Source organism: Orientia tsutsugamushi str. Boryong, from assembly GCF_000063545.1.
Classification (GTDB): Bacteria; Pseudomonadota; Alphaproteobacteria; order Rickettsiales; family Rickettsiaceae; genus Orientia; species Orientia tsutsugamushi_C.
The window spans coordinates 740999-757273 of record NC_009488.1; the positions used below are offsets into that span (position 1 = coordinate 740999).

Genomic DNA, 16275 nt, shown 5'->3' on the forward strand with positions numbered 1-16275 from the left:
GACAATCTTTCCAATTTTAGGAAAATTTACTCTTTTAAGTATCTCGGTTAGTCTTTTCCAATTCATCTTACGTTTTCCTCCCATTCTATTAAACCAGTTATATATTGCCCGTTTACTTTGGTTGATAAATGAACTTACTCGTCTTTTATTATCAGATATACCATGATAGTTGATCCATTCACCTAATAACTCTAATGACTTGTGATAATGTTTGTGTTTTATCTTGCTTGTTTAGCTGACTACGCAAATATTTTCTCAGTCCTTTCAGTTTCTCAGTAAAACGATCTCTCCTTGAGGTATATTTTAGTCTCCATGTTATGCCAAATCTTGATTTTCTCCAATAGCAAGTAAATCCAAGAAAATTATAACTTGCGATCTTCCTGCATTGTTGGGCTAAATTTGCAGCATGGTCTCTACCAGATTTTATCATTTGTGATTTAGCTTCATTGATATTTAGCCCATACTTATTTAACCTTTTAGGCAAAACATCATAAAACCTTTTCGCATCTGCTTCCCTTTCAAAGACAAATACCATATCGTCGCAGTACCTCACCATTCCTGTTTGTCCCATTAAGTTTTCTTTGCTGATTTTTGCAAACCAGCTATCTATAACATAATGCAGAAAGACATTTGCCAGGATTGGTGAAACTATTGATCCTTGACGACAACCTTCTTTGTTAGTAACTATAGTACCATTTTCTATGATTGGTGTTTCAATCAGTTTCATAACTAGTCTTAGAAACTTCTTGTCAGATATTCTCTTTCTTAGAAATTCCATCAACTCGCAATGCTTAATTGTATTGAAACACTTTGTTATATCAATCTCTACTATAGCCCCTTTATTGAAGTTATACGTAAGTCTGTTTAACTCCCTTAAAGCATCGTGTGCATTTAATTTAGGTCGAAATCCATAGGAATACTTTAAGAATATTGGCTCAAACACAGAGTTTAATATCTTGCTTACTGTAGACTCGATTATCTTATCTTCAAAACATGATATTATCAAAGGTCTTTTGCCTCCATCTTCTTTTGGAATTTCTGTTATTCGTGCAGGTTTAGCCTGATATTTCCCATTGCAAATTCTAGTAAGAAGCGAGAGCAGATTTGCTTTCAACTTCTTACCATAATCCTCTTTGGTTATACCATCTATTCCTATCGCTTTCTTGCTATCGAGTTCCTTATATTGTTCTTCTAATATCTTTAAATCAATGATATGTCCAAGATTATTAAACTTTATGTCTTGATTTAGATTATTAAACTTTATGTCTTGATTTAGATTATTAAACTTTATGTCTTGATTTTTCGATGATAGCAACTTTATACGCTCAAGTTTCGTTAACCATGTATTTCTGTCTATGCTGTGTACAGCCATTGTTTCCTCTTGCATTCTTACTTTTCTGCTAACCCTTTGCTCCACCCACATTACTAGGTTTCATCACTACTATGGTTAACTCAGCCATCCTTACACCATCTCCAAAGCTTTATGTTTCACCACTTGTACTTTGAATACTTACTTAATTACGTAAGAGTTATAAGGACTTCTCAAGTTGTGTCATTAATCTTTACAAACTCGCTGACGCCTGCGACCCCGGTGGTTGAAAATTTTTGGATTTTTACTAGTTTGACCTCCAATCTTCTTTTGCCTACTATGTGCTAGAACATATCGGCTTCCACTACATCTCACTTTCAGGGCTATCACGTTCACCATTTGGTTTCGGCTCGAATGTTTCACTGTCTACGCTTTACTACTGTCGTTACCTTCAGCAGCACAAGACTCGCTATATGGTGGATCTAGCTTCTCCTTCCATAACTGGACTTTCACCAGTAAGATTAATTCACCTTTTCTCTTGACGCACAGACCGAATCTTTTACGTCTATTTCGATATTTATCAGCAATAATTTTGAACTACCTTAAGCAGTTTCGAAAGAGGTATAATTATGTTTTAATGTAGGTATATAGCTAAACCAGTATAAAACAGTTATGTTATATACTTTTTGAAAAGCGTGTCTAAGTTACAGTGATATTTCATTCTGCTTAATTTATCTTGAAACTATTTTTTCAATAGAATTTAAATCAGGAGAATAAGGAGGTAAATACTCTAATATATGTTTATCTTTTTCTATCATGATTTTTAAATGATGACTTTTATGAAAACTTTGTATTATTGATCACAACTACAGAATTATTAGGTAATTCCTGAATTAAATCATGTTCTATGCAACAGTTTAAAATAGCAGTATTAACATTGCATTCAAAATTGATACGGTTGCAGAGATTTATCTACTAATGCTCTTGTAGCTAAGTCACTATAAAACAGTTATATGATTTACTTTTCAAAAGTATATCTAGCTCATAGTGATAGCCAAACTATTATAACTGTTTTATAGTAGTTTAGTTATATAAAATTAGTTCTCTTTGACTGATGCAAATCATAAACGCAGTAACATCTTATACCTTTTGCTGCATATCCGTAAGTTCTAGCTGTACTGTGAACAAAACCACTTTCATCATAAAGACAATAATAGAAAAAATTAAGAGATACGATTTACAAACAATGTTATATTATAAATAAATACTACTTTCTATACTTTTTTAGCTATTGCTATATGTTAAATTATATAAGCATAAAATTAATAACTTTGAAAATAACATGACCTAACTTAATAATTAGTTTATGCAAATACTATACAATCATTTAGAGGCAATATTATGACAAAGTGGATTTATCGATTTTCAAGTATGTCTGCAAACTTACCTCATATTAATTCAGTAGGCCAATCCTGTAATATAATAGAGGATAATCTGCAAAATCTACTTGGTAACAAAGGTATAACACTTGCTCAGATGTTTAGTCAAAAGCTACCTGTACCGCATGGTTTTATTATATCAACTAAATTATATCGTTACTATCGGCAAAATAATGATTCTCTACCAAGTGATTTCATATCTGATTTAAAATCATCTATTCTAGATTTAGAACATCAAACTGGAAAAAATTTTGGTGATTATAATAATCCGCTATTGGTTGCAGTAAGGTCTAGTGCTGCAGTATCTATGCCTGGAATTATGAACACTATACTTAATCTAGGTATAAATGATATTATAGTTGAAGGATTAAGTACTGCAACAGGTAATAGAATTTTTGCATTAGATACTTATGTGCGCTTTATTCAAACTTATGGACAAGTAGTTATGGGAGTATCACCCGCAGAATTTGAACTTGCTTTAAATCAGTTTAAAACATTAAATAATATTACTAGTCAAGAGCAGCTAACTCCAGAACATTTGCATAATCTAATTACAATTTTTAAGCAAATTATTCATAAAGAAACTAAACAAGAATTTCCACAAGATGTTAATATTCAATTACACCAAGCTATTCAAGCAGTATTAAAATCATGGATGAACCACCATGCTATTACGTATAGAAAACTTAACAATATTTCAGAAAATATTGGAACTGCTATTATTGTACAAACTATGGTTTTTGGTAATATGGGTAGTGATTCAGCAACAGGAGTAGTGTTTACTAGAAATCCTTTAACAGGTGATAATAAACTATATGGCGAATTTTTAATTAATGCTCAAGGAGATAACGTTGTATCTGGAGCTAGTATACCTAATTCCATATTAAGTGATAATAAGGATCAAAAATGCACCTTAAAGTATGCTATGCCTAAGATGTATGAAGAGTTATTACAGCATTGCAAACAATTGGAACAGCATTACTGTAATATTCAAGATATTGAATTTACTATAGAAAAGCAGAAATTATATATATTACAGACAAGATCCGCAAAATGCACAGCATTAGCAACTATTAAGGCACTAGTAGATATGGTTGCCTCTGGGTTAATAACTAAAAAAGATGCGATAGCTAAAATCAATCCAATGTCACTCAATCAATTACTACACTCATATATTGATGAAAGTGAGAATTATAAAGTAATAACTCAAGGACTTCCGTCTACATCAGGAGCTGTAACTGGAGTAATTGCATTATCAGTAGCTGCTGCTGAAAAATTATCTAATCAACATCATAAAGTGATTTTTATATGTTCGAATATTAGTCCAGAAGACATTAAAGCTATGCATATATCTTCTGGCATTTTAACTACTGGTGGAAATACAACTTCTCATGCAGCAATTCTTAGCAGAGCATTAGGAAAGCCATATATTTGCGCTGCTAAAGATGTTATAATTGACCAACAGAATGGACTGATAAAGATAGGCGATATTAGTTTGTATCAAGGCAGTAAAATTACTATAGATGGTAACAGTGGTAAAGTATTTGTAGGAGAAGTAAGATTACTACAGCCAGAATTTTCTAAGGAATGCCAATTATTTATGGAGTGGGCTGATGAAATAAAAACAGTTGAGGTAAAGGCTAATGCAGATACTAGCGATGATGTAAAATTAGCACTGCGACTTGGGGCAACATCTATCGGTCTTTGCCGTACTGAGCATATGCTTCTTGAGGACAACAAAATTAGCCTAGTTCAGGAGACAATTATTGCTGATAATGATAAATGTAGATTGAATGCGCTTGAAAAATTGTTTTTGTTGCATAAAGCTGATTTTAAAGAGCTATTTGCTGCTACAATGCAAACCCCAATTAATATCAGGCTACTTGACGCACCATTACATGAATTTCTACCTACAACATTTACAACTGCACACAATAGAATCATAGATAATCTAAACATTTCTCAAGAAACGTTTAATGCAAGAATTAACACGTTAAAGGAAGTAAATCCTATGTTAGGTCATAGAGGTTGTAGAATCGGTATAAGTTTCCCTGAAATTTATGAAATGCAGGTTCAAGCAATATTTGAAGCTGCAGCTGAAATATTACTTGAGTTAAAAGTTATGCCTAAAATTGAAGTTACTATACCGTTAATTAGCCATAAAAAAGAGTTGCAATTGTTAAAGCAAATAATTTATAAAATAGTAGAAAAAGTAGAACAGCAAAAATTACTTAAATATAGATGTAAGTTTGATTATACAATAGGAACTATGATTGAATTGCCTAGAGCTGCTCTTCAGGCATATGAACTGGCTCAGGAAGTGGATTTTTTCTGTTTTGGTACTAACGATTTAACGCAAACTACATATGGTATTTCAAGAGATGATTCTACATCTTTTATTAATCAATATATTGAAAATGATATTTTTGCAGCTGATCCTTTTGCAACTTTAGATTGCGAAGCTGTAGGTGAATTAATTCAAATAGCCATTGAACGTGGCAGAACTGCTAAAAAACATCTGAAAATAGGAATTTGTGGTGAACATGCTGCTGATTTAAATTCAGTAGAATTTTTTCATAAAGTTAAAGTAGATTCAATATCATGTTCGCCATATAAAATTCCAATTGCTAGATTAGCAGCAGCACAAGCAGCATTAAAAAATAATTAACTACGAGTTAGATATAAGAAATAATGTAAAAAATCTAGAAGAATAAATTTTAATGCTTATAGCTTAATTCGAGAAGGTAGTTGCACATTGTAAAGATAAAAAGACAGAATCAAAAAAGTCCTTCTTAAAAAAGAAACAGAAATTTTGTTAGGTTTAAAAACATAAGCAAGGCAATGCAGAGAGGACATTAGTTTGAAAATTCATAACAAGACCTATAGCAAGTGTGATCAATATGAAAAAGATGTTCTGACTGACCATTATATAGTTTCTATAAAAATGCCAGTTTCCAGGTATACAGAAGGTAACCAACTTAATGCATCTCTGATAAGTGAAACATGGTAAGCATATTACTAGGCATATGATAGTAGGTAAGAGAGGCCTTAGAAAGTAAACGACACTGAGTCGAAAGACTAAAAGAATTAATAACTATAGTCATTTACAATAGACTTCTTTCGAAACTATACAATGATGTAAAATGGTGTTATAAAAATCTGATTTGAAGTAATAATGAAATTAGATCAGATTAAAGAGTTAAAGGATGAAAAATTTCGTCGATTAACAGTAGTAAGGAAGGGAACATTCTCAAAGATGGTGGATATTTTGAGGAAAGCTGATGGTGTTAAGAAATCAAAAGGAAGGCGTAAAAATAAGCTCAATTTGGAGGAACAGTTATTGATGGTCTTAGAATACCTTAGAGAATACTGTACTTATTTTCATATAGGTCAGAACTATGGGATTAGTGAAAGTTCAGCATATAAAGCTGTAAAATGGGTAGAAGACACCTTAGTTAAACACCCAAACTTTGCTCTTCCAGGTCGTAAAGCTCTAATGAATAGCGATATGAATTATGAAGTAGTCTTGATTGATGCTACTGAGAGTCCAATAGAAAGACCCAAAAAAAACAAAAATTCTATTATTCAGGAAAGAAGAAAAGGCATACACTAAAGACTCAAATAGTGGTAGACAAGAAAACACGCCAAGTAATATGTACAGATTTTTCTAACGGTAAAAAACATGACTTTAGATTATTTAAGGAATCCAAAATTCTTATCCACCCTAAGATTAAAGCGATTACTGATACAGGATATCAAGGTATACAAAAAATTCACAATAATTCTGCATTACCAAAGAAAAAAAGCAAAAAAAATCCTTTAACTAAAAATGATAAAAAGAATAATCGTAGGTTAGCAGGAGAAAGAGTTGTCAATGAAAACGTTATTGCTATGCTAAAACGGTTCAAAATTATTGCTGACAAATATCGAAATAGACGTAAAAGATTCGGTCTTAGATTTAATTTGATCTCTGGCATTTATAATTTTGAACTACCTTAACCAGTTTCGAAAGAGGTCTAATGAAGTTTGAGTATATAAAAAGCGATAATAGCATCATAAGATTTACCAACATGATATTTTATACGCAAACTTCATTGTAAATGACTATAGACTCTTCATTAAACCAGTTTCGAAAGAGGTCTAATATATTTTTTCATGTTGGGTTATTTCTTTTTTATTTAAATTTTCTTTTTAACTCAACATTATCTCCTTGTATACATTTTATTCACTACCTTGCATATCTTCCATTATCCTGATCTGGCGTTATTAGACTATAGTTAGAATAAGAATTGCAGTAATAGTATACAGAAAAGCGTAATAGAAGGAATAAAAAAAGATAAGAGGGAGTATAAAGATCTCAAAACTAAATAAAAAATAGTAATAAGCTTACATCTCTATATGACCTATTTTTTATATTGAACTCTGGTTAGTATAGTTACTGCTAGGTAAAATAGTGGAGTACTTAATATAGTAAATAATAATTTAAAAGTATAGCTGTTAAATATTAAATTAAATGCTATCTGAATAGGTAGAATTTTAAATATACATAAAAATCCTACAACAATACACGTATCAATAAACAAAGAAATTGCAGTACTGACATTATTTCTGACTAATAAATATTTTCCCTTAGTCAGTGATTTTAATCCTAGATATATGTTTATATCAACAATTTGCGATATATAACTAGCTAATAACGAACCAACAAAAGCTATATGATACATACTAAACATTTGATTAAAAAGATTATTATCAATTTTAGACCAGCTAGTTGCATTAAGTAAACTGAAAACTTTAATGATTACAGCAACTAATATATTCATTAATATTGCCATTCTAATGCAGTATTTTGCATGATTTTTTCCATAAAATTCAGCTATTATATCTGTAATTAGAAAATTTATAGGATACAATATAGCTCCTACAGAAAGTTCAAAAATATGCAACCCGAAAAACGGCAAATAAACAAATTTTTGATAAACCATATTGTTAGTTATAACTAATACAGAAAATAGAACACATAATGCTATGTATAATTTATTCTGATCAGTTAATATTAATATATTCTTTTGATGCATTACTCTATAAATACTGGATTAGGATGATGAAAAGTATGAAAATTATAGCATAAAAGGTATATAAAGGGAAAATGTTGAATTACAAAGAAAATTTAAATAAAAATAAAACAACCCAACATGAAAAAATGTATTATAACAGTATACTATTTAATAGATAATTTTTGCAAGATATATCAAGAGTGGGAAAGAAAGAGATTAATATCAAGTAGTAATCAAAAGAACAAAGATGGAAAATTATCCTTAGCTGAGTTATTAACAGCAGAAAAGGATATAATCATAAAAGTCTTCAAAGGTAATATTTCGTTATAACTTTTAATACATTACATAAAATACAACTTAATTCAGAACTATGTATTTAACATTTGCTGATCTAATATTTTTAGCAAATATGCCTGGTGTAATATCCATTCTTAATAACTGATTATTCTTTGTAAGCTTTCTGTATTACACTTTTCATACTTTCCATTATCCTAATCTGGCGTTACTATCCTTATTAATAAGCTGCTGTACTTTTTCAATATCACAATCTTTAATAGCGATATATAAAGCATATTTAGTCTTAGATTTAGATATCATATATTTAATCGCTTCATTCTTAATTATTTACTATATTAACTAGCATTAAGTCTACAATTGTTAATACTGCTATTTTTAACTGTTAGAATAGAATAGGATTTAATTCAGAAATTATCTAATAATTCTATGGTTGTGATAGACAATGCAAGTTTTCATAAAAGTCCTCATTTAAAACTATGATAGAAAAAGATAGACATAGACATATATTAAAGTATTTACCTCCATGATTTAAATCTTATTAAAAAAATTGTTTCAAGCTAAATCAAGAAGAATCAAATATCACTGTGATGTAGACGCCTTTTTCCAAAATGATATAACATAACTGTTTTATACTGTTTAGCTATATAACCTCATATTGCATATTAATAATATGTTATTGTAAATAAAAAATCATAATGTTATAATTAATAAGCTAATAAGCTATGGCAATAAGTTTTATTAAGAATAGAGGTAGTGGACCCGGGGGCAGTACTCGGCACCTCCACCAAGCTATGAAGTAGTTGTGTTTTACGGGGGTGACAAAGTTTCGACACACCTAATAAAATAATAAATTTTGCCCGATATGATTCCGTCGTTTTAAGCAGTATTTATAAAAATTGTTTAAATGGGTCAAAAAAAGAAATGCAAATGATAACATAAAGCATTCTACAGACGGTAATTTCCAATTGAGTGCATTAGCAGCTTAAGGAAATTGGCGTACTGAGCGGTAGTAGGGCTTACCGGGCAACAGAAAAGCCCTAATTAATCTACTTAAAACACAAAAATATACTATTTCTTGTAATGTTAGCTAATCCATTAAGCCAGTTTTTGATTAAACCTATTATACCTCTAAAAGCGCTAGGTTATAATATCAGCATTACTAACTCAGCAGTGGCTATGATATTTGTCAGCATAGCCGCTAGTTTGTTGTTGATTATAGCATTTGTTAATAGTAAACTTGTTCCTTCAAGGTGGCAAGCTTTTGGAGAAATATTATACGAGTCAAACATAAAACTAGTACATAGCATTATAGGTCCACAAGGGAAAGTTTTTTTTCCTTTGATACTTACTTTATTTCTTTTTATTAGTCTTGGTAACATTATTGGAATGGTTCCACATGCCTTTACATTTACTAGCCATATAATAGTTACATTCAGTTTAGCAATGATAGTATTTACTACTACTTTAGTTTATGGCATCTATAGACACAAGTTAGGATTTTTTTCGTTATTCTTACCCAAAAATATACCTCTTTGGTTAGCACCGATAATGGTCATAATTGAATTATGTGTTTTCATTTCTAAACCAATTAGTTTATCTCTACGACTAACTGCAAATATGGTAGCAGGACATATATTACTAAAAATTATTGCTTGGTCTATTGTTAGTTTAACTTGGTTTTTTAAGCCATTGCCTATAGCTTTAGTTATTGTACTCATTGGATTTGAATTATTTATTTCTATCCTACAAGCATATATTTTTACAATTTTATCTTGTGTATATTTAAGAGATGTAGTAAATTTACATTGAAAATATAGTATGTAATACTATATTTAAATAACAAAATTATACAGGAGATTAATGCATGGACCCTATATCTTTTAAGTACATAGCTATAGCTTTCATGGCGTTTGGCATGGCTGGAGCAGCATTAGGAGTTGCAAGCATATTTAATGCACTGATGAATTCTATAGCCCGTAACCCTTCAGCTATTGAAGATTTACAGAAGGCTGCTTTAATTGGAGCTGGACTAGCTGAAGCTATGGGGTTATTTTCGTTTATTTTGGCAATATTATTAATGTTTACTTAAAAAGTATATGCCTCAATTAGATTATATTTTTTTTCCTACACAGTTATTTTGGTTAGTTATTACTTTTACTTTTTTATTATTAATGATCAACTTTGTAATTGTACCTTTAGCTGAAAAGCTCTTTAGCAAAAGAAATGATCATATTTCTTCATACATCAAAAAAGCCGAGCAAACTAATATTCAAATACAAAAAATTAATGAAGAGGTTAGCCGTATTGCTCGCATGTCTGAACTTGAAGCTGAAGAAATTATAAACCAGGCAAAAAAATCTACTGAAGAAATTTATAATCAAAGATTGATGAAACATTCTCAAAAAATTGATCAAAAAGTTACAGATTGTATTGCCGAAATTGAAAAAATGACAATAAATTTTCAAAATAGTTATAAAGAGCAAGTAATTAAATATTCACAAGATCTCATAAAAAAACTTACGAATCATGAAGCTAATATTGATCAGTTGCATAAGTATTATAATAAATTAAATAACAATAAAACAATTAATTAAGAGAGTATAAAAGTGCTACTTTGTTTTATTCTATTTTATTATTATTTGCTATAGGCCTTTTAAGAACTTTTTAATAAATATTTTAGACTGTAAAATCAAAAATATAAGAAGCAAAATAGACCAGTCAATCTCTATCAGTAATAATGCTGAAGAAATGCTTATTGAAGCTAAAAAAAAGTTAATAGAAGCAAAACATAGAAAAATAACTACAGTTACCCAAGCGCAAAAGATAGCTAATAACATTACTGAATCAAGATTAAACGAGTTAGAGATAAGAATCAAAGAATATGAATTGCACGCTCATGAGAGAATTGAATACGAGAAATATAAAGCTAAAGAAAGAATATTTAGCCATTTTTTTGATTTTTCTAGTAATATTGCTTTAAAGTATATTAATAATACACTACAAAATCCTACAACAAATATGATAACAAGCATGATTGATAATAAGTATAAAAATCAAAATGCCAACCACTAAAAAATTAATATTCTTATCTAAATTAGATACTATAACTTATGCAAAATGAGTGATATTAATATAAAATTTATATGAGGAAAAAAGCTTTTAAAATGAAAGTCAAAACCTATAGTTTAAATTAACAACTATTACAGCTATAATAGTAAAATATAGCATAAATCTTATTTCTTTGAGTTAGTTAAATTGCTTTAACACCGAATGTATATGACATAAATGAGTTATGTTCTACCTCTATGCCTATAATCTTAAAGTCTACGTATTTTGCAAGATATATCAAGAGTGTAAAAGAAAGAGATTAATACCAAGTAATGATCAAAGGAACAGAGATGGATAGTTATCCTTAGCTGAGTTATTAACAATAGTGATATATTTTTATTTATCTTCATGCAAGGATTTTAAAAATTATTATCTATATTACGCACGTAATAAGTATAAAGGATACTTTTGTTTACCAAGTTATAGTAGAATAATACAACAGAATGTTGCTACCACTCAAATGCATTGTCTAGGAGATGAGACAGGTATATTATATCGATTCTATAAAGTTAGCAATTTATCATAACAAATATATTTCCAGCAATAGAGTTTGTAATAAAATTTCTAAAATTTGCAAGAGTAGTTATTGCTTGTTCTTAGGCTTTAAGCTACATCTTGTAATTAATAATAGACTTCTTTCGAAACTAGACAATGATGTAGAATGGTGTTATAAATATGTGATTTGAAGTAATAATGAAATTAGATCAGATTAAAGAGTTAAAGGATGAAAAATTTCGTCGATTAACAGGAGTAAGGAAGGGAACATTTGCAAAGATGGTGGATATTTTGAGGAAAGCTGATGGTCTTAAGAAATCAAAAAGTAGGCGTAAAAATAAGCTCAATTTGGAGGAACAGTTGCTGATGGTCTTAGAATACCTTAGAGAATACTGTACTTATTTCCATATAGGTCAGAAACTATGGGATTAGTGAAAGTTCAGCATATAAAGCTGTTAAATGGGTAGAAGGCACCTTAGTTAAACACCCAAACTTTGCTCTTCCAAGTCGTAAAACTCTAATGAAGAGTGATATGAATTATAAAGTAGTCTTGATTGATGCTACTAAGAGTCCTATAGAAAGACATAAAAAAAACAAAAATTCTATTAGACCTCTTTCGAAACTGGTTAAGGTAGTTCAAAATTATAAATGCCAGAGATCAAATTAAATCTAAGACCGAATCTTTTACGTCTATTTCGATATTTGTCAGCAATAATTTTGAACCGTTTTAGCATAGCAATAACGTTTTCATTGACAACTCTTTTTCCTGCTAACCTACGATTATTCTCTTTATCATTTTTAGTTAAAGGATTTTTCTTGCTTTTTTTCTTTGGTAATGCAGAATTATTGTGAATTTTTTGTATACCTTGATATCCTATATCAGTAATCGCTTTAATCTTAGGATGGATAAGAATTTTGGATTCCTTAAATAATCTAAAGTCATGTTTTTTACCGTTAGAAAAATCTGTACATATTACTTGGTGTGTTTTCTTGTCTACCACTATTTGAGTCTTTAGTGTATGCCTTTTCTTCTTTCCTGAATAATAGAATTTTTGTTTTTTTTGGGTCTTTCTATTGGACTCTCAGTAGCATCAATCAAGACTACTTCATAATTCATATCGCTATTCATTAGAGCTTTACGACCTGGAAGAGCAAAGTTTGGGTGTTTAACTAAGGTGTCTTCTACCCATTTTACAGCTTTATATGCTGAACTTTCACTAATCCCATAGTTCTGACCTATATGAAAATAAGTACGGTATTCTCTAAGGTATTCTAAGGCCATCAATAACTGTTCCTCCAAATTGAGCTTATTTTTACGCCCTCCTTTTGATTTCTTAACACCATCAGCTTTCCTCAAAATATCCACCATCTTTGAGAATGTTCCCTTCCTTACTCCTGTTAATCGACGAAATTTTTCATCCTTTAACTCTTTAATCTGATCTAATTTCATTGTTACTTCAAATCAGATTTTTATAACACCATTTTACATCATTGTATAGTTTCGAAAGAAGTCTATTATTCATGAAAGAAGAAAAGGCATACACTAAAAACTCAAATAGTGGTAGACAAGAAAACCAACCAAGTAATATGTACAGATTTTTCTAACGGTAAAAAACATGACTTTAGATTATTTAAGGAATCCAAAATCCTTATCCATCCTAAGATTAAAGCTATTACTGATATAGGATATCAAGGTATACAAAAAATTCACAATAATTCTGAATTACCAAAGAAAAAAAGCAAGAAAAATCCTTTAACTAAAAATGATAAAAAGAATAATCTTAGGTTAGCACGAGAAAAAGTTGTGAATGAAACCGTTATCGGTATGCTAAAACAGTTCAAAATTATTGCTGACAAATATCGAAATAGACGTAAAAGATTCGGTCTTAGATTTAATTTGATCTCTGGCATTTATAATTTTGAACTACCTTAACTAGTTTCGAAAGATGTCTATTATAAAAAAGTTGAAGCAAAAGGTAGAAAATAAGTAGACTAAAAATTTAGGAAATTGAGTACTAATTTTTAATTCAGATGTTCAACTGATAATTGAACTTAAAGAGGCTTGAGCTGTATGATACCAAAGCATCATGTGCAGTTCTTATGGAACGTAGAAGTAGCAACATGTTCTTTGTTATGAAGCACAGTTAAAAACTCATAATGTCTTTTTTGCGTAAGCCCATGCTATTAAATCTAAGCTAATATCAAGTAGCGCTGTTACTCTTTTATTAAAATCTCTCTTTTGCCACTATGATTTGGAGGGCTAACAACTCCCTCTCGTTCCATTTTTTCAACTATTAATGCTGCTCTATTATACCCTATTCGTAAACATCTTTGAATATAACTCGTAGAAACTCTTTTATCTGTTTTAATGATCTGTACAGCCTGCTTATATAAACTTTCATCATCTGTTGATTCATCACCATTTGATGAAAAAGAAGTAATATTTATGTTATCATCTGATATCTCAGTAATATTATCAATATACTGTGGAGTTGCTTGAGCCCTTAAAAATTTAGCAACTTGCTCAACTTCACTATCATCTACAAAAGGAGCATGCACTCTTTTAATAGTGGTTCCATTACCCATATATAACATATCACCCATACCTAGTAACTGCTCAGCTCCCATTTCTCCTAAAATAGTTCTACTATCAATTTTTGATGTCACCTTAAAACTAATTCTACTTGGAAAATTTGCCTTTATTACTCCTGTAATAACATCCACAGAAGGCCGCTGAGTTGCCATAATAATATGAATTCCTGCAGCTCTTGCCATTTGCGCTAGCCTTTGTATTGATGATTCAATGTCTTTACCAGCTACTATCATTAAATCAGCCATTTCATCTACTATAATAACTATAAATGGCAACTTTTCTAATGGAATAGGTATTGACTCATATATAGGCTGCCCTGTTTCGTGATCAAAACCAGTATGTAAAGTCTTAGCCAAAGTTTGCTTTTTTGCAATCGCTTCCTCAATTCTGCTATTATAACCAGCAATGTTTCTAACTCCCAAAGTAGACATTAATCTATATCTGTTTTCCATTTCTTTAACTCCCCATTTTAAAGCAATAATTGCTTTGCTAGGATCAGTTACTACAGGTGTAAGTAAATGAGGGATGCCTTCATACACTGATAATTCAAGCATTTTAGGATCAATCATAATAAATTTACACTCATTAGGAGTAAGACGATAGAGCAATGAAATAATCATAGCATTAATTGCTACTGATTTTCCAGAACCAGTTGTTCCAGCTACTAGTAAATGAGGCATTTTAGCTAAATCGATTATTTCTGGCTCCCCGCTTAAATCTTTACCAAGGATAATTGGTAGAGATTTATCAGATTTCTGATATTCAGCTGACTCTATCAATTCTCTAATACTAAAAAACATTCTATGTAAATTAGGTAATTCAATTCCTAAAACATTTTTACCTGGAATAACTGATATTCTGGTAGATAAGGCACTTAAAGACCTAGCTATATCATCAGATAAACCAATAACACGTGAAGATTTAGTTCCAGCGGCTGGTTCAAATTCATATAATGTAACAACTGGTCCTTGATTAATGTTAAAAATATGCCCTTTAATTCCAAAATCATTCAATATTTTTAACAATTGTTTGGAATTATAAATCAACTTTTCTTCACTTTCTGGTGCTACATTACGGTTATCATATTGTCCTAGTAGATCAACTTCAGGTAAAACAATAGTTTGGTCAGTATTACTCTTATGATTTATAGCAACATCATTATTTTTATCCCAACTAAAATTACTATCAGAGAACGGAGAAACACTAGGCATCACAGCGTTATCATTACCATCTTCTTCGTCTTTTATTAGCAAATCATTATCATTATTGCATACAACCAACTGATGCTGCTGTAACTGCCCATCTGAATCATTATTACGAGTCAAATATTTTAAACTTATCAGTCCAACAAAAAAATTTTTTATATAAATAAAAGCATGTGCAGCAAGTGAGCGTATTAATGGTATAATATTTGATAACGGATAGTCTATAATAAACGATAGATTGACTATCAGAATTGCTATCATAATGCTGTTAATTCCTATAACAGTGCTATGGTTAAAGATTTTAACTAAATCATAGATACTGCTGCTGATAATTCCCTTATACTGAAAATCTAGGCTCTCAATATTACTTATAAAATAAGAACACTCCAATATTATTATTATGGCAGATAAAATCTTGAGTTTTAAATATCTTATTTCTTGCTGAAAATAATATTTCCTTCCTAATGCAAACAAAAATATTGGAAAAAAAAATGCTGTTGAGCCTAAAATAGCTATCAGCATTCTAGTAAAATTAGCTCCAGCATGCCCTAACAAGTTGTTTGGTGTAACATCAGTCGCGATATTAAATCCAGGATCATTACTATCATATGACAATAATACCAAGAAAATTAAGAAGGAAGTAATAAAGCAAAGCGCAGACTTGAATCTGCTATCCTCAAATATTATTTTCAAGATATTAAACATTACAATCTTCTCTTAAATCAATATCATTATAGGTAATATAAGAAACTTTAGATGTAATAACAGCTAG

General features: G+C 30.1%; 12 protein-coding genes, 1 other RNA gene and 2 pseudogenes. 10 read left to right on the top strand and 5 right to left on the bottom strand.

The genetic code is table 11. The features are described 5' to 3' along the window. Nucleotides 1-178: 178 nt before the first annotated feature. Nucleotides 179-1372, bottom strand: a complete 1194-nt coding sequence (locus tag OTBS_RS03610; protein ID WP_080571831.1) for a reverse transcriptase domain-containing protein — start codon at nt 1370-1372, stop codon at nt 179-181. A 668-nt stretch (nt 1373-2040) separates the two neighbouring features. Further along, on the bottom strand, nt 2041-2166 hold the full coding sequence (locus OTBS_RS16165) for a transposase (RefSeq protein WP_410517963.1): 126 nt from the start codon (nt 2164-2166) through the stop codon (nt 2041-2043). Between the two features lie 574 nt (nt 2167-2740). Here OTBS_RS16165 and ppdK point away from each other — a divergent pair. After that, on the top strand, nt 2741-5416 hold the full coding sequence (gene ppdK, locus OTBS_RS03615) for a pyruvate, phosphate dikinase (protein WP_050897522.1): 2676 nt from the start codon (nt 2741-2743) through the stop codon (nt 5414-5416). A 507-nt stretch (nt 5417-5923) separates the two neighbouring features. Next, nucleotides 5924-6747, top strand: a protein-coding gene (locus OTBS_RS11730) for an IS5 family transposase (RefSeq protein ID WP_157866335.1) whose coding sequence is annotated in 2 segments (ribosomal slippage) — nt 5924-6311 and nt 6311-6747 — 825 coding nt in all. Because the reading frame shifts where the segments join, the coding sequence is not laid out codon by codon here. A 404-nt stretch (nt 6748-7151) separates the two neighbouring features. On the opposite strand, the gene OTBS_RS03630 is transcribed toward OTBS_RS11730, so the two are convergent. Next, nucleotides 7152-7826: a queuosine precursor transporter gene (locus tag OTBS_RS03630; protein WP_011944642.1), complete on the bottom strand. Its 675-nt coding sequence runs from the start codon at nt 7824-7826 to the stop codon at nt 7152-7154. Between the two features lie 948 nt (nt 7827-8774). On the opposite strand from OTBS_RS03630, the gene ssrA reads away from it, so the two are divergent. The 7 genes and pseudogenes from ssrA to OTBS_RS11745 all read left to right on the top strand — a co-directional run. Next, nucleotides 8775-9144, top strand: a transfer-messenger RNA (tmRNA) gene (ssrA, locus tag OTBS_RS11735). Between the two features lie 38 nt (nt 9145-9182). Continuing rightward, the gene (locus OTBS_RS03640; protein WP_011944644.1) at nt 9183-9911 is read left to right on the top strand and encodes a F0F1 ATP synthase subunit A; all 729 of its coding nucleotides are present in this window, start codon (nt 9183-9185) and stop codon (nt 9909-9911) included. Nucleotides 9912-9966: 55 nt separating this feature from the next. After that, on the top strand, nt 9967-10191 hold the full coding sequence (locus OTBS_RS03645; protein ID WP_011944645.1) for a F0F1 ATP synthase subunit C: 225 nt from the start codon (nt 9967-9969) through the stop codon (nt 10189-10191). 7 nt (nt 10192-10198) lie between these two features. After that, a complete protein-coding gene (locus tag OTBS_RS03650) occupies nt 10199-10696 on the top strand; it encodes an ATP synthase subunit B (RefSeq protein WP_011944646.1) in 498 nt (165 codons plus the stop codon). Between the two features lie 37 nt (nt 10697-10733). Beyond that, nucleotides 10734-11174: a hypothetical protein gene (locus tag OTBS_RS03655; RefSeq protein WP_080571832.1), complete on the top strand. Its 441-nt coding sequence runs from the start codon at nt 10734-10736 to the stop codon at nt 11172-11174. 512 nt (nt 11175-11686) lie between these two features. Next, a complete protein-coding gene (locus OTBS_RS16170) occupies nt 11687-11896 on the top strand; it encodes a transposase (protein ID WP_232488902.1) in 210 nt (69 codons plus the stop codon). Nucleotides 11897-11903: 7 nt separating this feature from the next. Further along, nucleotides 11904-12303, top strand: a pseudogene (locus OTBS_RS11745) (transposase family protein); the annotation flags it as partial. Between the two features lie 28 nt (nt 12304-12331). On the opposite strand, the gene OTBS_RS11750 reads toward OTBS_RS11745, so the two are convergent. Beyond that, nucleotides 12332-13155, bottom strand: a protein-coding gene (locus tag OTBS_RS11750; RefSeq protein WP_157866337.1) for an IS5-like element ISOt6 family transposase whose coding sequence is annotated in 2 segments (ribosomal slippage) — nt 12332-12768 and nt 12768-13155 — 825 coding nt in all. Because the reading frame shifts where the segments join, the coding sequence is not laid out codon by codon here. A 75-nt stretch (nt 13156-13230) separates the two neighbouring features. Here OTBS_RS11750 and OTBS_RS03675 point away from each other — a divergent pair. After that, a pseudogene (locus OTBS_RS03675) lies at nt 13231-13638 on the top strand (transposase family protein); the annotation flags it as partial. Nucleotides 13639-13919: 281 nt separating this feature from the next. Here the strand turns inward: OTBS_RS03675 and OTBS_RS03680 are convergent. Continuing rightward, on the bottom strand, nt 13920-16208 hold the full coding sequence (locus OTBS_RS03680; RefSeq protein ID WP_011944648.1) for an FtsK/SpoIIIE family DNA translocase: 2289 nt from the start codon (nt 16206-16208) through the stop codon (nt 13920-13922). Nucleotides 16209-16275: the final 67 nt, after the last annotated feature.

Coding starts and splice junctions, on each gene's coding strand:
- OTBS_RS03610 (WP_080571831.1), bottom strand. CDS start 1,372: ATGGCTGTACACAGCATAGACAGAAATACATGGTTAACGAAACTTGAG.
- ppdK (WP_050897522.1), top strand. CDS start 2,741: ATGTCTGCAAACTTACCTCATATTAATTCAGTAGGCCAATCCTGTAAT.
- OTBS_RS03630 (WP_011944642.1), bottom strand. CDS start 7,826: ATGCATCAAAAGAATATATTAATATTAACTGATCAGAATAAATTATAC.
- OTBS_RS03640 (WP_011944644.1), top strand. CDS start 9,183: ATGTTAGCTAATCCATTAAGCCAGTTTTTGATTAAACCTATTATACCT.
- OTBS_RS03645 (WP_011944645.1), top strand. CDS start 9,967: ATGGACCCTATATCTTTTAAGTACATAGCTATAGCTTTCATGGCGTTT.
- OTBS_RS03650 (WP_011944646.1), top strand. CDS start 10,199: ATGCCTCAATTAGATTATATTTTTTTTCCTACACAGTTATTTTGGTTA.
- OTBS_RS16170 (WP_232488902.1), top strand. CDS start 11,687: ATGAGACAGGTATATTATATCGATTCTATAAAGTTAGCAATTTATCAT.
- OTBS_RS03680 (WP_011944648.1), bottom strand. CDS start 16,208: ATGTTTAATATCTTGAAAATAATATTTGAGGATAGCAGATTCAAGTCT.